The 25,438-nt window shown below is 39.6% G+C and carries 5 protein-coding genes and 1 tRNA gene; 3 read left to right on the plus strand and 3 right to left on the minus strand.

Annotation, left to right across the window (positions count from 1 at the left end; genetic code table 11):
* Positions 1-95 precede the first annotated feature (95 nt).
* The gene (locus OZY43_RS05230; RefSeq protein WP_277164028.1) at positions 96-19,877 is read right to left on the minus strand and encodes an SLAP domain-containing protein; all 19,782 of its coding nucleotides are present in this window, start codon (positions 19,875-19,877) and stop codon (positions 96-98) included.
* Positions 19,878-20,383: 506 nt separating this feature from the next.
* Between OZY43_RS05230 and OZY43_RS05235 the strand changes: the two genes are divergently transcribed.
* Both OZY43_RS05235 and OZY43_RS05240 read left to right on the plus strand, forming a co-directional pair.
* Positions 20,384-20,457, plus strand: a tRNA-Arg gene (locus tag OZY43_RS05235).
* A 426-nt stretch (positions 20,458-20,883) separates the two neighbouring features.
* Entirely contained in the window at positions 20,884-21,522 is a 639-nt protein-coding gene (locus tag OZY43_RS05240) for an SAP domain-containing protein (RefSeq protein ID WP_277164029.1), read from the plus strand.
* Between the two features lie 35 nt (positions 21,523-21,557).
* On the opposite strand, the gene OZY43_RS05245 is transcribed toward OZY43_RS05240, so the two are convergent.
* Positions 21,558-22,916 carry a serine hydrolase gene (locus OZY43_RS05245; RefSeq protein WP_277164030.1) on the minus strand — a complete coding sequence of 453 codons (1,359 nt, stop codon included), beginning with the start codon at positions 22,914-22,916 and terminating at the stop codon, positions 21,558-21,560.
* Between the two features lie 417 nt (positions 22,917-23,333).
* Between OZY43_RS05245 and OZY43_RS05250 the strand changes: the two genes are divergently transcribed.
* A complete protein-coding gene (locus OZY43_RS05250; protein ID WP_277164031.1) occupies positions 23,334-24,371 on the plus strand; it encodes a PTS sugar transporter subunit IIC in 1,038 nt (345 codons plus the stop codon).
* A 64-nt stretch (positions 24,372-24,435) separates the two neighbouring features.
* Here the strand turns inward: OZY43_RS05250 and OZY43_RS05255 are convergent, their stop codons facing one another.
* Complete coding sequence (locus OZY43_RS05255) at positions 24,436-25,401, minus strand: D-2-hydroxyacid dehydrogenase (protein WP_277164032.1); 966 nt, start codon at positions 25,399-25,401, stop codon at positions 24,436-24,438.
* Between the last annotated feature and the right edge of the window lie 37 nt (positions 25,402-25,438).

Consider the following 25,438-nt stretch of genomic DNA (forward strand, 5'->3'; position numbering starts at 1 on the left):
TAGTGTTTCATCATCTATTCTCTTTAAGTTGATTGTAATTTTATAATGAAAAAGCGTTTCTAATTCAATTGATTAGAAACGCTTTTTTTAATTATCTACTTGATATTATTTTTCTTAACTTCTCTATTTTTACCGACAATATAGAACTTCTTACCATGAATTGAAATACGTTCACCGTAAATTGTTATCTTGTGGTTCTTCTTCGTAACCTTCTTTCCAACACGTTTACCATATTGATTGTAAGTATAAGCATTATGCTTTAACTTAACTCGTTTACCAATGACATTACCTAAAGCGATATAGTAATTATCAGCAACAACTAAATATTTTTTGCCCTTAATTACTTTTGTACCAAAAGTATTAATAATTGAACCAGCTTTTAAGATAATACCATTAGCACGTTGACCCTGTTCATTGTAGAGATAGGCATGGTGCATAATCCTCTTAGTGACTGCATTTTCAGGTACCGTTATTGCCGTACCTAAACCAGCAGGACTTGCTTTATGCTTACCAGCAGTATTAGCTGCCTTGATAAATTGATTCTTACCAATAATATAGTATGACTTACCATGAATTGAAACCGTACTGCCGTATGTTCGAATTACACGACCTATCTTAAGTAAACGCTTATTAGTTCTTTCACCATACTTATTATAAACATAAGCATTATGCTTAAGCTTTCTTTGCGTACTAATTACGTTCTCTACTGCTATATAATACTTACCATTTTGAATTATGTAATACTTAGAACCATTAATTGTAGTAGTTCCATGAGTGGCAACAACTGAACCAGCTTTTAAAACAACCTTATTAGTGCGTTTGCCTTCTGCATTGTATAGGTAAGCATTGTGCTTCAAAGTTACATTAGTCGTTGTCTCTTCATCAGGTGTTTTTTCACCAGGTGCTGGAGTAGCAGGCGTCGAAGAAACTGGAGCCGAGTTTGAGATTGGGTAGGCATCAGCAACTTTCGCTACGTGTTCCGGACTAGTAATTTCTGTTAAGTCATTCAAAGCGGTATTTTTAGCAGTATCAACACCTGGTTTATCAGTAGCTTGATCAATTGTACCTTTATTGTCTTTACTGCCATTAGCAGTAGCAACTAACTTATCAACCTCATCCTTTAAATGCTGCTTAGCTTCATCACTACAATTTAGATGATTAATCTTATCTTTAGCATTAGCTGCTTCATTAGTAATATCTTTCTTGGCCTGCTCTTTGGCTTTACTTAAGCTATCGGCACTGCTGGTTGCGCCACTAATACCTGCTTTGCCAGCATTATAAGCATCCTTGATTGCGTCCTGCTTGTTGCCGACATTTTCGCTATTGGTATCTGCACTATTAAGCTTATCGATCGCTTCTTTGGCACTATTAAGCTTTTGCTGAGCTTCACTAATTGCCTTGTCTTTATCACTTTGACTTAAACCTGGTGTCTGATTGATTGCTCCTTCAGCTGCTGTTTCTTCAGCTTCAAGTTGCTGCTTACCAGTGTCTTTTTCGGCGCTGACGACATTCGCTAAGCCGTTATTCTCGGCGGTGTCATACTTGCCGTCTTTGACCTGCTCAAGACTATTCAAAGCATCTTGCTCGGCCTTATCAATCGCTGCTGCTTCACTGCTGCCCTTGTCAACTCCTAAGTCTTGACGTGCCTTGTCGGCGGCTGCCGTTACGGCATCTTTGGCTGCCTGCTTAGCTTTTTGTTCTTGTTGAACTGCACTATTGCCATTGGTTATCGGATCTAAAATACTACCATCATTACTGGTACATGCATCCTTGATCTTATTAATCGCATTAATGGCATCTTGCTTAGCTTGATTAACTTCAGCTACATTGCCTGCTTGGTCAATGGTACCAGTATCTGCTTTGTTCGCTTTGTCAACTTCTTGTTGAATGGCATCCTTGATTGCTTGCTTTTCGGCGTCTGTATAAGGCTGGCCATTCTGATGTGTCTTCAACTGATCAACTGCTTCATTGGCTGCTATACCAGCTGCACTTACGTCTTTCTTGGCCTGCTCTTTGGCTTTACTTAAGCTATCGGCACTGCTGGTTGCGCCACTAATACCTGCTTTGCCAGCATTATAAGCATCCTTGATTGCGTCCTGCTTGTTGCCGACATTTTCGCTATTGGTATCTGCACTATTAAGCTTATCGATCGCTTCTTTGGCACTATTAAGCTTTTGCTGAGCTTCACTAATTGCCTTGTCTTTATCACTTTGACTTAAACCTGGTGTCTGATTGATTGCTCCTTCAGCTGCTGTTTCTTCAGCTTCAAGTTGCTGCTTACCAGTGTCTTTTTCGGCGCTGACGACATTCGCTAAGCCGTTATTCTCGGCGGTGTCATACTTGCCGTCTTTGACCTGCTCAAGACTATTCAAAGCATCTTGCTCGGCCTTATCAATCGCTGCTGCTTCACTGCTGCCCTTGTCAACTCCTAAGTCTTGACGTGCCTTGTCGGCGGCTGCCGTTACGGCATCTTTGGCTGCCTGCTTAGCTTTTTGTTCTTGTTGAACTGCACTATTGCCATTGGTTATCGGATCTAAAATACTACCATCATTACTGGTACATGCATCCTTGATCTTATTAATCGCATTAATGGCATCTTGCTTAGCTTGATTAACTTCAGCTACATTGCCTGCTTGGTCAATGGTACCAGTATCTGCTTTGTTCGCTTTGTCAACTTCTTGTTGAATGGCATCCTTGATTGCTTGCTTTTCGGCGTCTGTATAAGGCTGGCCATTCTGATGTGTCTTCAACTGATCAACTGCTTCATTGGCTGCTATACCAGCTGCACTTACGTCTTTCTTGGCCTGCTCTTTGGCTTTACTTAAGCTATCGGCACTGCTGGTTGCGCCACTAATACCTGCTTTGCCAGCATTATAAGCATCCTTGATTGCGTCCTGCTTGTTGCCGACATTTTCGCTATTGGTATCTGCACTATTAAGCTTATCGATCGCTTCTTTGGCACTATTAAGCTTTTGCTGAGCTTCACTAATTGCCTTGTCTTTATCACTTTGACTTAAACCTGGTGTCTGATTGATTGCTCCTTCAGCTGCTGTTTCTTCAGCTTCAAGTTGCTGCTTACCAGTGTCTTTTTCGGCGCTGACGACATTCGCTAAGCCGTTATTCTCGGCGGTGTCATACTTGCCGTCTTTGACCTGCTCAAGACTATTCAAAGCATCTTGCTCGGCCTTATCAATCGCTGCTGCTTCACTGCTGCCCTTGTCAACTCCTAAGTCTTGACGTGCCTTGTCGGCGGCTGCCGTTACGGCATCTTTGGCTGCCTGCTTAGCTTTTTGTTCTTGTTGAACTGCACTATTGCCATTGGTTATCGGATCTAAAATACTACCATCATTACTGGTACATGCATCCTTGATCTTATTAATCGCATTAATGGCATCTTGCTTAGCTTGATTAACTTCAGCTACATTGCCTGCTTGGTCAATGGTACCAGTATCTGCTTTGTTCGCTTTGTCAACTTCTTGTTGAATGGCATCCTTGATTGCTTGCTTTTCGGCGTCTGTATAAGGCTGGCCATTCTGATGTGTCTTCAACTGATCAACTGCTTCATTGGCTGCTATACCAGCTGCACTTACGTCTTTCTTGGCCTGCTCTTTGGCTTTACTTAAGCTATCGGCACTGCTGGTTGCGCCACTAATACCTGCTTTGCCAGCATTATAAGCATCCTTGATTGCGTCCTGCTTGTTGCCGACATTTTCGCTATTGGTATCTGCACTATTAAGCTTATCGATCGCTTCTTTGGCACTATTAAGCTTTTGCTGAGCTTCACTAATTGCCTTGTCTTTATCACTTTGACTTAAACCTGGTGTCTGATTGATTGCTCCTTCAGCTGCTGTTTCTTCAGCTTCAAGTTGCTGCTTACCAGTGTCTTTTTCGGCGCTGACGACATTCGCTAAGCCGTTATTCTCGGCGGTGTCATACTTGCCGTCTTTGACCTGCTCAAGACTATTCAAAGCATCTTGCTCGGCCTTATCAATCGCTGCTGCTTCACTGCTGCCCTTGTCAACTCCTAAGTCTTGACGTGCCTTGTCGGCGGCTGCCGTTACGGCATCTTTGGCTGCCTGCTTAGCTTTTTGTTCTTGTTGAACTGCACTATTGCCATTGGTTATCGGATCTAAAATACTACCATCATTACTGGTACATGCATCCTTGATCTTATTAATCGCATTAATGGCATCTTGCTTAGCTTGATTAACTTCAGCTACATTGCCTGCTTGGTCAATGGTACCAGTATCTGCTTTGTTCGCTTTGTCAACTTCTTGTTGAATGGCATCCTTGATTGCTTGCTTTTCGGCGTCTGTATAAGGCTGGCCATTCTGATGTGTCTTCAACTGATCAACTGCTTCATTGGCTGCTATACCAGCTGCACTTACGTCTTTCTTGGCCTGCTCTTTGGCTTTACTTAAGCTATCGGCACTGCTGGTTGCGCCACTAATACCTGCTTTGCCAGCATTATAAGCATCCTTGATTGCGTCCTGCTTGTTGCCGACATTTTCGCTATTGGTATCTGCACTATTAAGCTTATCGATCGCTTCTTTGGCACTATTAAGCTTTTGCTGAGCTTCACTAATTGCCTTGTCTTTATCACTTTGACTTAAACCTGGTGTCTGATTGATTGCTCCTTCAGCTGCTGTTTCTTCAGCTTCAAGTTGCTGCTTACCAGTGTCTTTTTCGGCGCTGACGACATTCGCTAAGCCGTTATTCTCGGCGGTGTCATACTTGCCGTCTTTGACCTGCTCAAGACTATTCAAAGCATCTTGCTCGGCCTTATCAATCGCTGCTGCTTCACTGCTGCCCTTGTCAACTCCTAAGTCTTGACGTGCCTTGTCGGCGGCTGCCGTTACGGCATCTTTGGCTGCCTGCTTAGCTTTTTGTTCTTGTTGAACTGCACTATTGCCATTGGTTATCGGATCTAAAATACTACCATCATTACTGGTACATGCATCCTTGATCTTATTAATCGCATTAATGGCATCTTGCTTAGCTTGATTAACTTCAGCTACATTGCCTGCTTGGTCAATGGTACCAGTATCTGCTTTGTTCGCTTTGTCAACTTCTTGTTGAATGGCATCCTTGATTGCTTGCTTTTCGGCGTCTGTATAAGGCTGGCCATTCTGATGTGTCTTCAACTGATCAACTGCTTCATTGGCTGCTATACCAGCTGCACTTACGTCTTTCTTGGCCTGCTCTTTGGCTTTACTTAAGCTATCGGCACTGCTGGTTGCGCCACTAATACCTGCTTTGCCAGCATTATAAGCATCCTTGATTGCGTCCTGCTTGTTGCCGACATTTTCGCTATTGGTATCTGCACTATTAAGCTTATCGATCGCTTCTTTGGCACTATTAAGCTTTTGCTGAGCTTCACTAATTGCCTTGTCTTTATCACTTTGACTTAAACCTGGTGTCTGATTGATTGCTCCTTCAGCTGCTGTTTCTTCAGCTTCAAGTTGCTGCTTACCAGTGTCTTTTTCGGCGCTGACGACATTCGCTAAGCCGTTATTCTCGGCGGTGTCATACTTGCCGTCTTTGACCTGCTCAAGACTATTCAAAGCATCTTGCTCGGCCTTATCAATCGCTGCTGCTTCACTGCTGCCCTTGTCAACTCCTAAGTCTTGACGTGCCTTGTCGGCGGCTGCCGTTACGGCATCTTTGGCTGCCTGCTTAGCTTTTTGTTCTTGTTGAACTGCACTATTGCCATTGGTTATCGGATCTAAAATACTACCATCATTACTGGTACATGCATCCTTGATCTTATTAATCGCATTAATGGCATCTTGCTTAGCTTGATTAACTTCAGCTACATTGCCTGCTTGGTCAATGGTACCAGTATCTGCTTTGTTCGCTTTGTCAACTTCTTGTTGAATGGCATCCTTGATTGCTTGCTTTTCGGCGTCTGTATAAGGCTGGCCATTCTGATGTGTCTTCAACTGATCAACTGCTTCATTGGCTGCTATACCAGCTGCACTTACGTCTTTCTTGGCCTGCTCTTTGGCTTTACTTAAGCTATCGGCACTGCTGGTTGCGCCACTAATACCTGCTTTGCCAGCATTATAAGCATCCTTGATTGCGTCCTGCTTGTTGCCGACATTTTCGCTATTGGTATCTGCACTATTAAGCTTATCGATCGCTTCTTTGGCACTATTAAGCTTTTGCTGAGCTTCACTAATTGCCTTGTCTTTATCACTTTGACTTAAACCTGGTGTCTGATTGATTGCTCCTTCAGCTGCTGTTTCTTCAGCTTCAAGTTGCTGCTTACCAGTGTCTTTTTCGGCGCTGACGACATTCGCTAAGCCGTTATTCTCGGCGGTGTCATACTTGCCGTCTTTGACCTGCTCAAGACTATTCAAAGCATCTTGCTCGGCCTTATCAATCGCTGCTGCTTCACTGCTGCCCTTGTCAACTCCTAAGTCTTGACGTGCCTTGTCGGCGGCTGCCGTTACGGCATCTTTGGCTGCCTGCTTAGCTTTTTGTTCTTGTTGAACTGCACTATTGCCATTGGTTATCGGATCTAAAATACTACCATCATTACTGGTACATGCATCCTTGATCTTATTAATCGCATTAATGGCATCTTGCTTAGCTTGATTAACTTCAGCTACATTGCCTGCTTGGTCAATGGTACCAGTATCTGCTTTGTTCGCTTTGTCAACTTCTTGTTGAATGGCATCCTTGATTGCTTGCTTTTCGGCGTCTGTATAAGGCTGGCCATTCTGATGTGTCTTCAACTGATCAACTGCTTCATTGGCTGCTATACCAGCTGCACTTACGTCTTTCTTGGCCTGCTCTTTGGCTTTACTTAAGCTATCGGCACTGCTGGTTGCGCCACTAATACCTGCTTTGCCAGCATTATAAGCATCCTTGATTGCGTCCTGCTTGTTGCCGACATTTTCGCTATTGGTATCTGCACTATTAAGCTTATCGATCGCTTCTTTGGCACTATTAAGCTTTTGCTGAGCTTCACTAATTGCCTTGTCTTTATCACTTTGACTTAAACCTGGTGTCTGATTGATTGCTCCTTCAGCTGCTGTTTCTTCAGCTTCAAGTTGCTGCTTACCAGTGTCTTTTTCGGCGCTGACGACATTCGCTAAGCCGTTATTCTCGGCGGTGTCATACTTGCCGTCTTTGACCTGCTCAAGACTATTCAAAGCATCTTGCTCGGCCTTATCAATCGCTGCTGCTTCACTGCTGCCCTTGTCAACTCCTAAGTCTTGACGTGCCTTGTCGGCGGCTGCCGTTACGGCATCTTTGGCTGCCTGCTTAGCTTTTTGTTCTTGTTGAACTGCACTATTGCCATTGGTTATCGGATCTAAAATACTACCATCATTACTGGTACATGCATCCTTGATCTTATTAATCGCATTAATGGCATCTTGCTTAGCTTGATTAACTTCAGCTACATTGCCTGCTTGGTCAATGGTACCAGTATCTGCTTTGTTCGCTTTGTCAACTTCTTGTTGAATGGCATCCTTGATTGCTTGCTTTTCGGCGTCTGTATAAGGCTGGCCATTCTGATGTGTCTTCAACTGATCAACTGCTTCATTGGCTGCTATACCAGCTGCACTTACGTCTTTCTTGGCCTGCTCTTTGGCTTTACTTAAGCTATCGGCACTGCTGGTTGCGCCACTAATACCTGCTTTGCCAGCATTATAAGCATCCTTGATTGCGTCCTGCTTGTTGCCGACATTTTCGCTATTGGTATCTGCACTATTAAGCTTATCGATCGCTTCTTTGGCACTATTAAGCTTTTGCTGAGCTTCACTAATTGCCTTGTCTTTATCACTTTGACTTAAACCTGGTGTCTGATTGATTGCTCCTTCAGCTGCTGTTTCTTCAGCTTCAAGTTGCTGCTTACCAGTGTCTTTTTCGGCGCTGACGACATTCGCTAAGCCGTTATTCTCGGCGGTGTCATACTTGCCGTCTTTGACCTGCTCAAGACTATTCAAAGCATCTTGCTCGGCCTTATCAATCGCTGCTGCTTCACTGCTGCCCTTGTCAACTCCTAAGTCTTGACGTGCCTTGTCGGCGGCTGCCGTTACGGCATCTTTGGCTGCCTGCTTAGCTTTTTGTTCTTGTTGAACTGCACTATTGCCATTGGTTATCGGATCTAAAATACTACCATCATTACTGGTACATGCATCCTTGATCTTATTAATCGCATTAATGGCATCTTGCTTAGCTTGATTAACTTCAGCTACATTGCCTGCTTGGTCAATGGTACCAGTATCTGCTTTGTTCGCTTTGTCAACTTCTTGTTGAATGGCATCCTTGATTGCTTGCTTTTCGGCGTCTGTATAAGGCTGGCCATTCTGATGTGTCTTCAACTGATCAACTGCTTCATTGGCTGCTATACCAGCTGCACTTACGTCTTTCTTGGCCTGCTCTTTGGCTTTACTTAAGCTATCGGCACTGCTGGTTGCGCCACTAATACCTGCTTTGCCAGCATTATAAGCATCCTTGATTGCGTCCTGCTTGTTGCCGACATTTTCGCTATTGGTATCTGCACTATTAAGCTTATCGATCGCTTCTTTGGCACTATTAAGCTTTTGCTGAGCTTCACTAATTGCCTTGTCTTTATCACTTTGACTTAAACCTGGTGTCTGATTGATTGCTCCTTCAGCTGCTGTTTCTTCAGCTTCAAGTTGCTGCTTACCAGTGTCTTTTTCGGCGCTGACGACATTCGCTAAGCCGTTATTCTCGGCGGTGTCATACTTGCCGTCTTTGACCTGCTCAAGACTATTCAAAGCATCTTGCTCGGCCTTATCAATCGCTGCTGCTTCACTGCTGCCCTTGTCAACTCCTAAGTCTTGACGTGCCTTGTCGGCGGCTGCCGTTACGGCATCTTTGGCTGCCTGCTTAGCTTTTTGTTCTTGTTGAACTGCACTATTGCCATTGGTTATCGGATCTAAAATACTACCATCATTACTGGTACATGCATCCTTGATCTTATTAATCGCATTAATGGCATCTTGCTTAGCTTGATTAACTTCAGCTACATTGCCTGCTTGGTCAATGGTACCAGTATCTGCTTTGTTCGCTTTGTCAACTTCTTGTTGAATGGCATCCTTGATTGCTTGCTTTTCGGCGTCTGTATAAGGCTGGCCATTCTGATGTGTCTTCAACTGATCAACTGCTTCATTGGCTGCTATACCAGCTGCACTTACGTCTTTCTTGGCCTGCTCTTTGGCATCATTTACAAGAACTGAATCATTATTCAAAGCATTATTATCATTACTTGAAGTACCTTCACTATCAGCCGCAATTGTAGCTAATTGATCATTTAAAGTACCACTAACTGAACCATCATTTGTAGCTTTCTCAGCATCATCTTTACTAATACTATCTTTATCTTTAGTTGAATTGTCGATTGCTTCATTGGCCGCAGTAACATCCTTATCAATTTGATTCTTCAAAGCTTCCTTTTCATCATCAGTATAATGCGTTAAACCATTAATCTTGTTTTTAGCAGCTTCGGCAGCAGCTTGAACTGCACCCTTCGCAATTGCTTGCTGTGCCTTTTCAGCATTATGCTTAATTTCATCAGGTGTGGAACCAATAACTACCTTATTGTTATTAAACGCATCATCAAGCTTAGAACTATCGGCGCCCATAGGTAACTTTTCCTTAGCAGCTTGATAAATCGTTGCTAAATCTTTTTCAGCCTGTTCTTTAGCATCAGCAAGTTGACAAGCTGGATCATTCTTAATTGCCTCTTTATCAGCATCACTTGTACCAGTAGCATCAGCTAAGATTTTATCAATTGCAGCATCACGAGCACCACTAACCGTATCATCAGGATCAACTGTACCATTCGTAATTGTACCTTGATCACCGTTAGCTGCAGTAACATCATTAGCAATTACATTGTTCAGAACATTCTTTTCTTCATTTGAATATGGCTTGTTAGCAGAATGTTGCAGATTAGAAATCTTGTTTTTAGCATAAGTAGCTGCTTCATTAACCGCTGCCTTATCAATATTCTTGATTGCAGCAGTCGAATCTTGAAGGGCATCATATGATAGTCCTGACAACTTATCAAGTTCATGCTTATAAGCTTGATCAAGTTCACCATCAGGTGTATAGGCATCACCTAATTTTTCCTTAGCAGCATTATATGCAGCATCAATCTTATTTTTAGCATTTTGACGAGCGTCAGCAATCGCACCAGCATTAGCACTATCAGCTGCTGCAGCAATGTCAGCAATGTTATTTTTCTTAGCGGTATCAATCTTATCTTGATTACCAATAGTATCATTATCAGTTGGAATTATCTTATTAATGTTAGCAATTGTCTTGTCAGCATTTTGCTTAACTCGCTCTTTATAATCTTGTTTTTGCTGGTCAGTTAGACCATCAGTGCCATCAATTGCATTGTTAGCAGCATTCTCAGCATCCTCAACTTCTTTGATTGCCTTGAGCTTGTTCAAAGCTGTCAAACCAGCATCATAAGTATCAGTTGCATCCTTGATTGAAGAATTATGACCATCTTTAGACTTATCAAGTTTAGCAATACTATTATTGACTGTATCGATTAAATCCGCGTACTTAGCCTTTTGTTCGGGTGATAAATTACCTTCAAGATCCTGCCACTTATTATTCAAATCACCATGAGCATTATCAACTTCATTACCAAACCATGGGAAGTTAGTGCTATCAGTATTTTCTTCAAGTACCTGAGCAACCTCTTTTTCATATCCTTGTTTAATTATATCTGCTTGGTGCGCATAAATATCTGCTGGAACATTAGGATTATGATGGTTATTATTGTTTGGATCTTTATCTGGATATAATGGATCCTTATGAGCATCCGCAAGCATTTTAGCTGCATCTGCATACAAAGCTTGTAACTTGGCCTTAGCATCCTGCTTTTGTTGATCAGTTAACTGCGAACGATCAATAATTGCTTCAGCTTCGCGTTCTTGCTCAAGCAAGTCACGATCAATATCGTTACCATACTGATTACTCTTAGCCTGATCAACTAAATCTTGAATCTTATTCTCGGTATTTTCCTTAATACCATCTGGAGAATTTGGTCCCGCTGTATCAGTAGCACCAGCAATATCTTGCTCGGCTTGGTTAACCAGCTTATCAACAGCAGTTGAATCAACTCCATCTTGCTTCTCAGCTTCATCGGCAGTGTTTTGAATATCAGCAATATCTTGCCGCTTATTAGAAGCTAATTTGGCATTATTAATAATTTGATCAATTGCTTTTTCACCAGCAGTTTCATCATCACCAACTTGACTCTTACCAGTATTATAATCATCAGTAGTTGCATCAGCTGGTAATTTTTCACCAAGAATGTTATTAGCAGCTGCTTGACGAGCTTGTTCAATCTGCTTCTTGTAAGCACTAATTTCATCTGAGGTTAAACCATTTGGATTATCCTTATTTTGAGCAAGAGCATCTAAATCCTTGTCTTTATCAACAGCATAGTCATTAAGTTTACTTGTCTGCTTATTCTTATCATTAAGCAACTTGGATGGCAATAAAGCATTGTCAATAGCAGTTTCCCACTTTTGTTCTGTTTGATTCAAATATTCTTGATCTGTCATGCTTGGATCATGATTAGTCATATCTAAGCCAAGGATATCGTTTTCACCATCATGCTCAACTTGATCAGCAGCTGCTTGAGCAGCTGCAATTTCAGCTGGGGTTAATGTAGCATAATCTGGATTATCCTTGTTGACCTTGTCTTCAACATCTTTAGCATGTTGCTTAAGCTTTTCGACAGCAGTCTCTTTTTCATCCCACTTATCTGTCAGCTTACCGAGTTTATCAATACCAGCTTGAGCAGCTTCTTCCATGTTGCTAATCGCATCACTCTTATCTGTCCGGTGTTGGTTAATTTCATTAGTAGTATCATTACTAATTGAATTAATTTGATCATACAAATGTTTCTTTTGCTGCTCAGTTAAGGTTGGATGATTCTTAATATAATCAGCAGCCTTTTGGTTAGCAGTAGTTACTGCAGCTGCAACTTTATCTAAGTCAGCTTTTTGAACTTCATCTTTATTGATTTCCGCATCATCTAAAGCAAAGGCTAAATTACCATTACTTTCGGCAGTAGCAACACCAGCTTGCGTTGTTGCGTTATCAACAGCATCTTCAGCACCAGCTAAATCATGAGTAACTGCTCCAATCAAAGCATCAGCTTGCGTGGAACTCAATTTACCAGCTAACTTATCAGCAGTAATTCGATCTGTTCGCTGCTTAGCATTAGCCTCTAAACGATTCTTAGCATCTGTCTTAGCTTGCTGCAAGGCATTATTTTTAGCAGTAGATACAATATCATTAAAATGATTCTTAGTATTATTAACAATACTGTTAATTGAATCTTTATCTTTAGCTTGGTTTACTTGATATTTTCCACCATTGTATTTTTCAGATGCAGCACTATTAATGCTATTAATCGCATCTTGCTTTTGCTGATCAGTTAAAGTGGAATCACTATTAATCTTATCAACAGCATCTTGACGAGCTTGCTCAATTTGCTTATTGGCAGCATTTTTAGCATTTTGCAGCTTAGCATCTTCTACTGCCTTGTTAATTTCAGCGATACCTGTATCACGGTCTGAATTAATGGCGGTAACATTATCATCACCTGTAACTGAATTAACATATTTATCATGAGCATCTTTAGCTTGTTGTTCATACTTAGCTTTTTCAGTATCGCTCAGATCACCTAAATCTTGAATGTCATCAACTGCACCCGCAGCACCAGTTGTACTATCGCCATTTAACGTATGATCAAGAGCATTAATTGCATCTTGTTTAGCTGTATTAATTTCTTTATTGTGGTCAGAAGAAGCTGTATTTTGAATACCATCAAGTTTTCCTTTATAAACTGTCACGGTATTTGTAACGTCACTTGGCGTTTGATCATTAGTGATTTCTTCTTTACCACTTGTTAGTAATTCATCAACCTGATCACGATAACCACCATTAACAGGCAATTGATTCTTAATCTTGTCTGCATACTCCTGCAGTTCTTTCTTACCTTTAGCCTGAGAAGAAGCTAAGAATGCTGGCTTCTTGGCATTGGTAACATCCGTATTAGCTTGATTAGTTGCACCAGTAATATCAGCTGAATTTTTAGCATTATTAACACTAGTGTGACCCTTTGATCTCGCATCTTCAATATCTTGCTTAGCCTGATCAAATTTTGGCTTAACCTCAGCTTGCTCATCATCGTCTAAACTATTAAATTCATTAGTTAAAGCAGTTTGGGCATCATTACAAATTTTGTCAATTTTTTTATTAGCTTGATCCTTTAAGTCGTTAAGATATTGCTTACGAGCATCAGCCTCAGCATCTGTAATTGCTTGCTTACCATAATCTCTTTGATTATTCGCGTCAGCAATAGTTCCTGCAGCGTCAACCCTGTTTTTCGCAGCATCACGAGCTTGATTAATGGCTTGATGAGCATTCTGTTTTTCTTGATCATTTAAATCGGATTGATCAATGCGAGCATTAGCGTCTTTGGCAGCTTGATCTAATGCGGTCTTATCATTTGTCTTGGTTTGATCAAGACCTTGAGCATTTTCAAGAACTTGATCCATATTGTCACAACCAGTTTGGGCTTCTTTACCAACCTGATCAGTTGTTGCTGGTGTAGGATTATTAATTTTACCTAAAGCATCATCATAAGCGTTTTGAACATCTTGTTTTAAGGCAGCCAAACTATCTGAGTCAATGTTTTGTAAACCATCAAGAGCTTGATCAACCTTAGATTTTTCTTGGTCAAGCTTATTCTTAGCAGCATTCTGAGCATCCTCTAAATCAGCAGTATTAGCTACATCTTGGATGTTGTTTTGACCTATAGCAGAAGCAGAAGTGATATCTTTCGGTGTTTTAGCACCATTAACTGCAGTATGTGCGGCAGCCAATTCTTTATCAACATCGCCTTTAAGCTTAGCTTTTTCATCAGAACCAAGATTACTTAAGTCATCAATATGTTTTTTAGCTTTGCCAGCAAGCGTATCCAAATCATTATTAGCTTGATCACGATCATTATCTAAAGTTGTATTATCAATAGTAGCAACCACGCCATCCATCTGCTTTCCTGCAGTATTCTGAGCAGATGTAATTTCATCTTGGTTTTTAGCATTATTAATGTTCTTAGCACCATCAAGATAGTAATTATCAATTTGGTCGTCCATCGACTTTTGCTGATCTGGTGTTATCTTACCGTCTTTAGCAGCTTGATCAACAATCGCTTTATCAGTATCACGTTTTTGCTGTAAAGCATTGATAGCTTGAGACTTTTTCGCCTCAAGATCAGCTTCATCAGCATCAGCATTCATGTTATTTGCACCGGTTTCTTCAGCTGAAGAAACAGCATCCTGATTTGTAGCGCCATTAATAGCATTTACAGCAGCTTTGTAATCAGCTTCAATTTTATTGATAATAGCAGTTTTCTTACTTTGATCGACAGCAGTATCATCATAAGCATTAACTCGTTTCTCAGCCTGTTGCTTAGCTACAGCTAAAGCTCCAAGTGCAGTTTGCCGAGCTACTTTAAGTTCATTAGTATGTGTATTATTTACAGTATTAGCATTAGCTATAATATCATTCAAATGATCAATAGCAGTTGTCTTATTAGTATCAACAGCATCATCAGCACCATTTAAAATAGTACCTTCATCTTGTTTAGCGGTGTTATTCGCACTAGTAATTAAGTCTTGACGTTCTTGATCCGTTAAATTTGGATACTTAGTTTTATCATTAAGATCGTTGATTACATCTTGACGCTTTTGTTCAACGTCATTGATAGCTTGTTGCTTTCTATCCTTATTAACTGCATCTATTAGGAAATTATTAAGCGCATCGATACCATCATTCAATGCAGCGCCAACACCAGTTAGATCTTTGGCTGCATCAACTTTATCCTGTGATCCTGTCTTATCTGAACTATGAATCAGACCTTGAGCCTTCTGCTTAGCAGCAGCTAATTCATCACCAGTTAAAGTTGACAACTTACCAAGTGCATCTTCGACTTCTTTTTCTTTATCGGCTAACTGTTTATCAGCACTATGTTGAGCTGCTGCCAAAATATTTTCTTTAGCTTTTTCTTCAGCTTGGGCAATCTTGGCAGAATTATCATTTGCAGAAAGACCACCATCCGAAATTTTGTCAATTGTACCAGTCTGATCAGCTGTTGCATCATTAGCAGCGGCATCAATAGCAGCAGTATCACCAGCAACAATATCCTTAGCATCTTGAGCATAGCCATTGATCGCAGCCTTAGCAGCAGCCTTCTTGATCTTGTTAATAGCTCTGTTTTTACGATTATTAATGTCCTCTGGATTATCAGAACCATAAATTGAACTAGTATCATCCTTGTCAGGAGTTGGGTTTAAGGCCGCATTCTTAGCATCATCAATTGCTTTATTATATGCGTCCTTTTGAATTTGCGGGATATTCGCATTGTTAACTTGATTATGAGCCTCTTCAGCAGCCTTTTGAATGTCATCATTAGCAGGTGTATCTTCAACAATCCTGTCAATTGTATCTTTACCCTTTTGAGCAGCATCTTCAATTGGTGTCTTGCCAGTTGTATCTTTAGGAGCCTTAAAAATGTCCTTAGAAGCAGAAGCTAAAACTTTATCAATATTTGGCTTACTACCTGAATTAGCATTAGCTTTATTGGTAGCATAATTTTCTAAATCTTTAAGGGCATCAAGACGATGCTGAACATCATCGAGTAAGTCTTGAGCCGTTTGATGAGCTTGTTCAGTTGTCTTACCATCTTGACCTTTATCAATAGCAGCAGCATCTGCTGGATCACCATTAGTTACTTGATCTTGATCCTTAGCAATTGCGGCAGCTTCAGCCAACTCATCTTGTAGACCCTTAAAATCATTAGCAATATCAGGGTCATCACCTAAGCCATGATTATTTAGTAACTTTTTAACAGTATCTAATTCGTCATTTAACTTACTCTGTTGTTCATTGATATTGTCCTTTAAGCCTTTTTTATAAGCTTTAACAGCATTATCAATGGCAGTTATACCAACTTGATCATCAGGAACATTAGCCCGGTTATCATCAGTTGCGTCAGCACCAGTCTTGCTATCTTGCAAATTGCTATCATTAGTTTCATTTTGAATGACTTTTTCTTGAGCAGCAGAGGCAGCTATAATTTGGTCCTTAGCGTTAGGATATGCAGTACCGATGGTATCACAATAATTACGTAATGCTGATAAGGCACGAGCCTTCCGATATGCCGTGTCTACTTGCTTATGAGCGGCAATGATAGCTGCACTATTGTTAAATTCTGTGCCATCACCTACGTAACCAAGTTTATCAATAACATCAAGATCACTAGCAGATGTAATTGCGCTGTTACAGATTGAACTCTGCTCACTTGACAAGTTTAGCTTATTAAGATCAGTCTTAGCAGGTGAATCATAATTTTTAAGTGCATTTTGAACAGCTGTTTGGTAATCGTTTAAGATACTTTTCTTGGCAGTTGTATCTGCCATAGTAGCAGCATCTGGTGTGGCAGCAGCAGTAATGGCATGAATTAAAGGTAGTGTTGCAGCAGTTGGTATCACACTATCAGGGATACCAGCATCCTTTAAATCCTTCTTAGCAGCTTGCAAATAATATTGTGTATCGCTGGAAGCATACGTTTTAGCTGCCATAGTAACCATATTATTAAATTTATCAAGAGCTGCTTGCTTAGCCTTGTTAATATCAGCAGTACTACTATTCGGATTATAAATTGAATCTGTATCAGACGCTGTAGTTGGATTCCTTAACGCATTATTCTTAATCGCATTAATTGCAGCTTCATAAGTTTGATAATTACGTTGATGTTCTGGCGTTTGATCTGGGTCAGCCTCAGCATCAGCCTTAACTTTCGCAATTGCATCATTTGCAGCTTTATTAATTGCTGCATCAGCAGCTGCTTGCACATCAGTAACGTTAAGAATGTTTAAATCAAGCACTGTAGGTTTAACTTCAGGATCATAGCCAATAAAGTTAGCAGTTGGTGTTAATTCAATAGCATCACCCTTTTCCAAGCCAGAAGTAAATTCAGCAGGTAACGTAAAACTAAATGTACCATCTGGGTTAACTTTAGCCGCAAAAGTCATCTTTTGGGGCAAACTTGGATCACCATTAGGGTTCTGAGGATGAGTGCCTTTAATTATGTGATTACTTAAATCTGATAAATCAGTATCCATTGTACATAAATCTGTCATGCCATATGGATCATCTGTCAGAGTTGGATCAGTCCAATTCTTCTTAGGTACCCAATTACCAGCATTGTCTTTATGTACAATACTAGCTGTAATATATGCATAAGTACCTCCAGGTAAGATCTTACCAAACAAGCCGTCACTATTTGGGCCATCAAGCTGATCAGTATAATTTTCAATTGAACCAGTTACTATTCTAGAGCCATCATCTTCAGGCTGAGTAATAACCTTAGCATTATCAATATTTAAGAAGCCTTCTTGGTTTGCAGAGACAAATGCAATATCATTATAGCCAGGGCTATTGGGATCCATAAACGCTGCTTCAATAATACCAGCAAAAATTTCATCAAAAGTCTTCCCAACCAAACTATCAAGTTGGCTAGCAATTGCACCAAGCATAGCACTAATCTGTGGATTCTTCTTAAGAGCTTCAGCAAGTTCTGGCGTTAGTTTTCGTTTACCATTTAACAATTCAATATTATCAACCAAAATCAAATTATGAAGACCATCTGGATTAGTATGATGTACTACTAATTTATGAAACGGTGGTAACGAAATCAGACTACCACCAAGATTCAAATTCTGCCGTACATTCTGAATAGTAATTGGATGATCACCAATAATTGAAGTTTTGTGACTTGGATCATCATTTAAATGGTCATCTAATGTTAATTTAGTCGGATTATTAACTACCAAATTACCAGTAACATCAACTAAAGTAATAGTTCCTGTACCACCAGTAGTCGCTCCTTTAATATCCTTACCACTTGGATCAACAAGTTTAATATTAAAGGCAGCATTTTCCAAATATGCATTACGGGTAATAGATACAAGAGTGCCACTATAATCTTGCATATTTGTACCAGTAATATTTAATTCAGCACCCTGATTTACTTTAAGGTTACCATTGTCATAAATTAAGGTTTTTGCTGCTCCACTTGTCCAATTAGTACTAATGTCCCCATTGGTATTTACATCAATAATACCATTATTAATAATTTGACTCTTATCAGAAATTAAAGTAATCGCTGCTGCTTGATGATAATCATAACCACCTCGATAGCTATTTCGAGTAGCTTCATCTTTACCACCAACATTAATGATTAGCTTACCACCTTGGGCAACAGTAACTGTATTATTGCCCGAACCATTAATGATAATACCATTGGACTTCCCAGTATTTTCCGAACCATTAGCTGTTGCCCTCGAATCAGCGTTACCAGTAGGATTTAAAGTAACGGTAGCATTCTTACCAACGAACACTGAACTGTTAGGTCCCGACATTTCAATAACATTACCTTGATAAGTTGAACCAGTAAAAGTACAACCTTCATCAAAGAAAAGTTTACTATTAGCACCTGTAAACTGAAATAATTGTTGAGTAGTTGGATCGGGAGTTACTTCATTTGTATCCCCATCAACCGGACCAACATATGGTGTTCTAATAACATCAGCTATATCAGTACCCTTAAAGTGAACTTCAACGTCTGCTCCTAGATAGAGCATCTGCGTTCCATGAAAATTAATATTATTAAATGTAACTGTAGTGGCGACACCTTCCGTTTCGGCAACACCATAATAAGATTCACTCCAAAGATCAACATTGTCATAAGTCAAAAACATCCGACCATCAGTACCATTGGTACCATCACCATCGCCAGCAGCGAACTGAGCTGAAAATCTGCTGGCTTTCTCTGGACGAGGTTGTAAACCTTTAAAGTCAATTTTGAATCGCTTACCACTAGTTGGGTTAGAAGTAATCGTTAGTCCACCTACTCGATCAGCAACATATCTATCACCAGTACCATAATGAGCACCAACACCGCTGCCCCACCAATCATTGCCCCACACAGAGCCTTGTTCATCGTCAGCAATATCTTGAGTCAAATAAACCTTAGTAATATTGGTATTTCTAAACACTTGCATTAAGTCTGACCAACTACTTACGTAGGCAATATGATCATGAGTAGTTAGTAAAGGAAGCCCATCGCTGCTTTGACTAGTAGCAACCTGTTCGGCTTCTCTTTTTTGATTACTACCCTCATTATTTACTGCAACAGCGTTATCACCAGTTGAAGTTTCTGGCTTTTGTACTGGTTTAACATCAGTTGCATTACCACTAGTAATATCGCTAGCTCCTGGCTTATTGGCAGCTGCTGAAGTAGTACTAGTATTGTTATCAGTACCTACATCATTAGAAGTACTTACAGCTGGGGTTTGCGCTGCAGTTGCAGTAGCAGTATCTGGTTTAGCCGAAGTTGTCGGTTTTTTAGCAGTATCTGGTTTAGCTGCAGTATTTGCAGTTTCAGGATCACTGCCACGCAAAAACTTGCTTAACTTATCATAAGTATCAATTTTTGGCTCTTTTTTAGCAGCCGGCTTGGCTTCAGGCTGAGCAGTAGCTACTTTTTGCTTTTTGGGCGTCGTTGCAGCACTATTTTGTTCAGCGTTTGCAGCTGTACTACCTGCTTGTGAAGCATTAGAATCCGCAGCAGAAGTATTCTGCTCAACTTGCTTAACTTGTGCAGCAGAATCAACTGTATCAGCTTGTACGCTTTGAGTGCCGGCATTGAAGAATGTAAATCCTAATAGCACTGAGGCTGCACCAATACTTAATTTACGAATAGAAAAACGGTCTTGCTTATCTTGCAACTCCATTTTATGAAGTCTTTCAAAAAAATTGTTTTTTCCTAACATACATTTCTTTCCTTTTGTAACACTAAATTTCAACAAGTATATACAGTAATAAGCATAGGTGGTCATGGAATGAATGTAAACGTTAGAAAATAACATCTATGTATAGGAAAAATAATGTTTCTTTCACAATAAATTTTAATGCCACTGACAATATAATAAATTATTGTAAATTATTGCAGTAATAGCATTTTCTATACGAGCCCACAATAATTATTTAGTTTTAATTAATGAATATTAAGTAATAAAAAATAATAAAAGTAATTTTTGATTTTTAAGGAAAGCTAACTGTTAATTCTATATATTTTCAAATAAATATATTTAATTTTTCATTAACGGGCAGATTGGTTAACGTGCCACAATCTAGGAGCCAAATAAAAAAGTACTGAAAAGCAAATTTTTTTATTGCAATTAGCAAAAATTTACTCTATAATAGTTAATGTTCTGTGAGGAACAAGCAAACATACAATGGTCTGGTAGCTCAGCTGGATAGAGCAACGGTCTTCTAAACCGTGGGTCGTGGGTTCGAATCTCACCCGGATCATTCATACAAAAAAAGCTAGGGTTTCGATGCAAAGGCCCTAGCTTTTTTGTTTTAAAAATTATTACGTCCAACTGTCTAAAAAGCGTATACTAAAATTACTCATTAGACTAAATATAGTTATTTAACACAATTTTATATTTATGAGGGACAAAGGACAACGTTATGGAAATTACCTCTAGCCCAACAAGTTTAATATTGAATTTACTATTATTAATTATAACTTTAGCTCTTGGCTTGTATCTCTTATATCCGCTCTATGATTTTTTCAAAACGCGGCGGCAAAATCAGTCACCTAAATACAAAACATTAAGAATTTTGCTCAGCAGCTTGGCCGGTGTCCTGTTTTTGCTGTATTCAATTAACGAGGTCGATATAGTATTTACCCTACTTCATTACCTCCACAACTAAAATCTGGACTAATCTACTATGAAACAACTTACCCTGAACGAATTTAAGCAAAAATATTTTTATAAAACTGAACTTCAAGACTTATGCAGACAATATGGCCTGCCAACTTCTGGAACCAAGGCCGAACTTAATTCTTACCTGCAGGCTTTTTTATCTGGCACGCCTAAGGAGCAGATCAAGCCAGCAAGAAAAAAGAAGCAGGTGCAGCAATTAGCAGCAAGCGAGATTACATTGAGAACGCCAATTGTTGATTCCGGCTTTTCCTTTAACGCTGCCAGTCGGCAATTTTTCGCACAATACTTTCATGTTGAACATTTTTCCTTTAAAAAAGAAATGGCAATTATTAAACGTGCAGCCGAGACTCGCCACGACACAGACATGACCGTTGCTGACTTAATTGCTCAATATCAAGAACTAACTTCAGCTAAACAGCGCAAACAAATTATTGACCAAACTGTTGAAGAACATACTTATCAATGGAACAACTTTGTCCGTGCTTTCTGTCAAGATCCAGTTAGTCAACAGTTCAATAATAAGCTAAAAGTTGCGGCTATCTTATGGCACCATGTCAAAAATTCAACTAAACCGAAAGAATTTACGTTTGACTTAGTTAATACTTATGCCGCAGAGATTAATCAGTTCAATAAAAATAAATAGGAACCTCCTAATACAGGAAGGTTCCTATTTATTTGCTATTTTTTAAAGATTGTTGGCTTACCTAGCGCTGGTTCAGTCATTATTTCTAGCCCTGCAGTTGTAAATTTCAGCGGCAGCAATGTATCATAGATTTTTATTTCAATAAATTTTTGCCCGCGTTCATTTTCAATAATTGGAAACGGCCAATGACCAATTGTTGCCAATAATTGATTATCTTGCTCACTAATTGTAACAATCCCGTAACCTGGATTGCGGTAATCACCCAATAGCTCCGGTTTAGCCTTAACAGGTTGCGGATTATCACCTTCTGCTTCACTGAACTTGCGTTGCTTAGTTGCTAATCTTTGCGTCATAAAGTCCGATGAAGTCTTAATCCAGTCATGTTGCTTAAGACCAGCAAAGGTATCAATCGTTTGGTATGCCAAAGCAAAAATCGCATCCGTTGAATCCAAGTTCATCGTGGAAACAAAAGCTAAATCAAGCTCAGGAATAAAGCCCAAGAAAGAACAATAGCCGACATATGAACCACTATGGAAGAGATACTTGTAACCATGGTAATCTTCCATCATCATCCCCAAACCATAATTTGAGAAGGATGCTCCACCATAAGCGCGATCAACCGGCATAATTGATTGCGGTTGATACCGCTGCATCGTAATGCCACTGCCAGTTTGAGCCGTTTTTAGCTGAAACTTAGCCCATTCGAGCAAATCCGAAATACTGGCAAGCATGCTACTAGCACCACCGACTTTTCCCGGAGCAATCAAAGGTACTTCTCGTAGCTTACCATGATCTAGCAGATAGGGCTTGGCAATTTGATCCCGATCACATTCATGATGATTAATATATGTACTGCTTAATTGTAACGGCTTGAGTAAATTTTCATGAATATAAGAACCATAATCCTGATTAATCACTTGTTCCATCACATAAGTAGCAACTGCAAAAATCAAGTTACTATATTGCATCTTAACTCGCAGCTCGTGATTAGGCTCAAGATGACTCACAGCGGCAACTTTTTGTGCCAAAGTTAAGTCTTGCTTATTGCAATTAGTAATCCGCATCCAATCATGAGCTGGTAACCCACTCTGGTGACTCAATGCATCCCGCCACGTTAAATGCTCCGTTACATAAGGATCAACCATCTTAAAGCCAGACCAGTACTTTTTCAATGGTTGATCCAAATCAATCTTACCTTCATCAGCCAACTTACAAATTGCTGTTGCTAAAAAAGTTTTTGAAATCGAAGCCAGTGGGTACAGTGTATCTTGCTCAGCATCACCATACACATGACTGTAAGTTTCACCTTTGTAATAGATTCCTAATCCTAAACTCGGCAGTCTAAAGTTTGCCCGAATTTTTTCAGCATAATTATCAATTTCTTGGGTTTTCATGATTTAAGTCCTCCTTGTATATTCTTTGATTATAGCATTTATTTTAATTACTACATTAAAATTTTTATAAAAAATAAATTGAACTGCTTAAGCAAATGATTTTTCTATTCGTATAAATTTTTAGCAAATTAATATTTTGGCTTGCTATTTTTTCAAAATCTAGTAATATTATGCTTAAACATTTATGAGAGGTAAATAATTATGACGACAATTAAATTTCATCAAACACAAGTTAAATATTATCTTCGGTACTTTAGCAAAACGATCTGAGTGCCGTATTTGTCATTACATTAGACACACAGGTCATGAAATTGACAATTGTGTGCCTTTATTAAGTACAGTACCTTCTTCTCTTCTTAAAAAACGTACACAGTTGTCGTCATCTGTGTACGTTTTTTTATCAGGAGAAATAATCAAATGAAAGTTATCAAACAAATTGTCCTTGACACGCTAAATGGACTCTCAACGGGGGTTGTTGTTGCCTTAATTCCCGGAGCGCTAGTCAATCAACTCGTTAAAGCATTATTGCCAACTTGGCCGCAACTAAACTTTATTTTGGCATTAACAGCATTTGCTACCGGATTATTGCCGGCAATCAGTGGTGTCTGTGTTGGCATGAATGCTAAATTAACACCAATTCAAACATCTTCATTAGCCCTTGCTGCTACAGCTGGAGCCGGTAATTTCGTCATGCAACACGGAAAACTCATGATCAATGGCTCCGGTGATGTCATTAACACTGCAATTACAATTATGATTGCCTATGGATTAATTTTAATCTTAGGTAAAAAACTTAAGGCATACACTATTTTATTAGTACCACTACTAGTATTAGTTATTGCTGGCGGTCTTGGTAGCTTAACTAGAATACCAGTTGGGCAACTGACAGCTCTAATTAGTCTGGCAATTAAGCACCTGACAACTTTACAGCCAATTATCATGGGCATCATTATGGGAGTTATTTTTGCCCTACTAATTGTTTCGCCAATTTCTTCAGTTGGAATTGCGACTGCGATCGGTATCTCTGGAATTGCTTCCGGTGCTGCTAATCTCGGAATTACAGCTGTAGGATTTAGTTTGGCAATTTTTGGCTGGCAGGCAAACACAATTGGTACTTCAATTGCCCATTTTTTAGGCTCGCCCAAGATGCAAATGGCCAATTTAATGACCAAACCCAAATTATTACTGCCATTAATCCTCAATGCTGGAATCTGTGGCGGACTAGGTGCTGCTTTTAATATTGGTGGTACGCCGATGAGTGCCGGCTTCGGCTTCTCTGGATTAATCGGTCCACTAGCGGCATTAGCCAATCGGCCAATAAACGCTAGCAATATCACCTTAATTGTAATGCTCTTCATAATTATCCCTATTATCTTAGGTTTAATAATAAATTACCTTTTCAATCACCAACTGCATTACTTCTCTAGCAAAGATTTTGAATTAGACTTCAGCTAAGAAATATCAAAGCGGCACCATTATTTAGATTTAGGAAAAGTACCCCCACCTACTGCTGGCGATTTTATTCGCTAACAACGTTTAAGTTCTCACCATTTAAGTAAGCTCGCAAATTAGCAAACACAATTTGTAATAACCGATCGCGAGTTTCCTTTGGAGCCCAAGCAATGTGTGGTGTAATATAGCAATTTTTAGCAGTTAGCAATGGACTAGTAGCAGGGATCGGCTCTGTCTGCGCAACATCCACCCCGGCAGCTGCTATCCGACCACTATTTAATGCTTCAGCAAGATCGGCTTCGTTGATTAACCCACCGCGAGCAGTATTCAGAATAATTACCCCTTTTTTCATTTGCTTAATTGCTTGGGTACAAATCAAATTTGTGGTTTCAGGGGTTTGTGGCACGTGTAAACTGATAACATCAGCCTCTTTATATAATTGTTCAAGACTAACCTGCTTAACCCAAGTATTAGTAATTGCTTTAGGTCGATGATTATAAAAAATAATCTTCATCCCCAAAGCATGACCAATTTCAGCTACTCGTTTAGCAATTGCTCCAAAACCAACTAAACCCAAGGTCTTACCCGTTAATTCCATTAAAGGCTTAGCCCAAAAAGTAAAATCAGGATTACTCGTCCACTTACCTTCATGAACTAACTTATTGTGTAAGCCAACTTGATTAGTAATTTCCAGCAATAACGCAAAAGTAAATTGAGCAACCGCATCTGAACCATAACTTGGAACATTAGTTACTGTTACACCAGCTTCTGCAGCTGCAGCAAGATCAATGACATTATAGCCTGTTGCCGTAACCCCAATATACTTCAAATTAGGCGCTTTAATGATAACTTCCTTATCAAGTGGCGTTTTATTAGTTAAAACAATTTCAGCAGTACCAATCCGTTTTAAAATTTCCTGATTATCAGTAATTGGTGTTCGATCATAAAATTTGCAGTCACCTAATTTGGTTAGTGGTGTCCAATCAAGATCACCAGGATTAAGCGCATAACTATCTAAATTAACGATTTTCATGTAAGTCCCTCATTTCTAGATTTAAAAAGCATTAATT

The organism is Lactobacillus sp. ESL0785 (assembly GCF_029395455.1).
Lineage (GTDB): Bacteria > Bacillota > Bacilli > Lactobacillales > Lactobacillaceae > Lactobacillus.

What these genes read in the sequence shown, in the direction of transcription:
- OZY43_RS05230 (WP_277164028.1), bottom strand. Translation starts at nt 19,877, where the DNA reads ATGGAGTTGCAAGATAAGCAAGACCGTTTTTCTATTCGTAAATTAAGT.
- OZY43_RS05240 (WP_277164029.1), top strand. Translation starts at nt 20,884, where the DNA reads ATGAAACAACTTACCCTGAACGAATTTAAGCAAAAATATTTTTATAAA.
- OZY43_RS05245 (WP_277164030.1), bottom strand. Translation starts at nt 22,916, where the DNA reads ATGAAAACCCAAGAAATTGATAATTATGCTGAAAAAATTCGGGCAAAC.
- OZY43_RS05250 (WP_277164031.1), top strand. Translation starts at nt 23,334, where the DNA reads ATGAAAGTTATCAAACAAATTGTCCTTGACACGCTAAATGGACTCTCA.
- OZY43_RS05255 (WP_277164032.1), bottom strand. Translation starts at nt 25,401, where the DNA reads ATGAAAATCGTTAATTTAGATAGTTATGCGCTTAATCCTGGTGATCTT.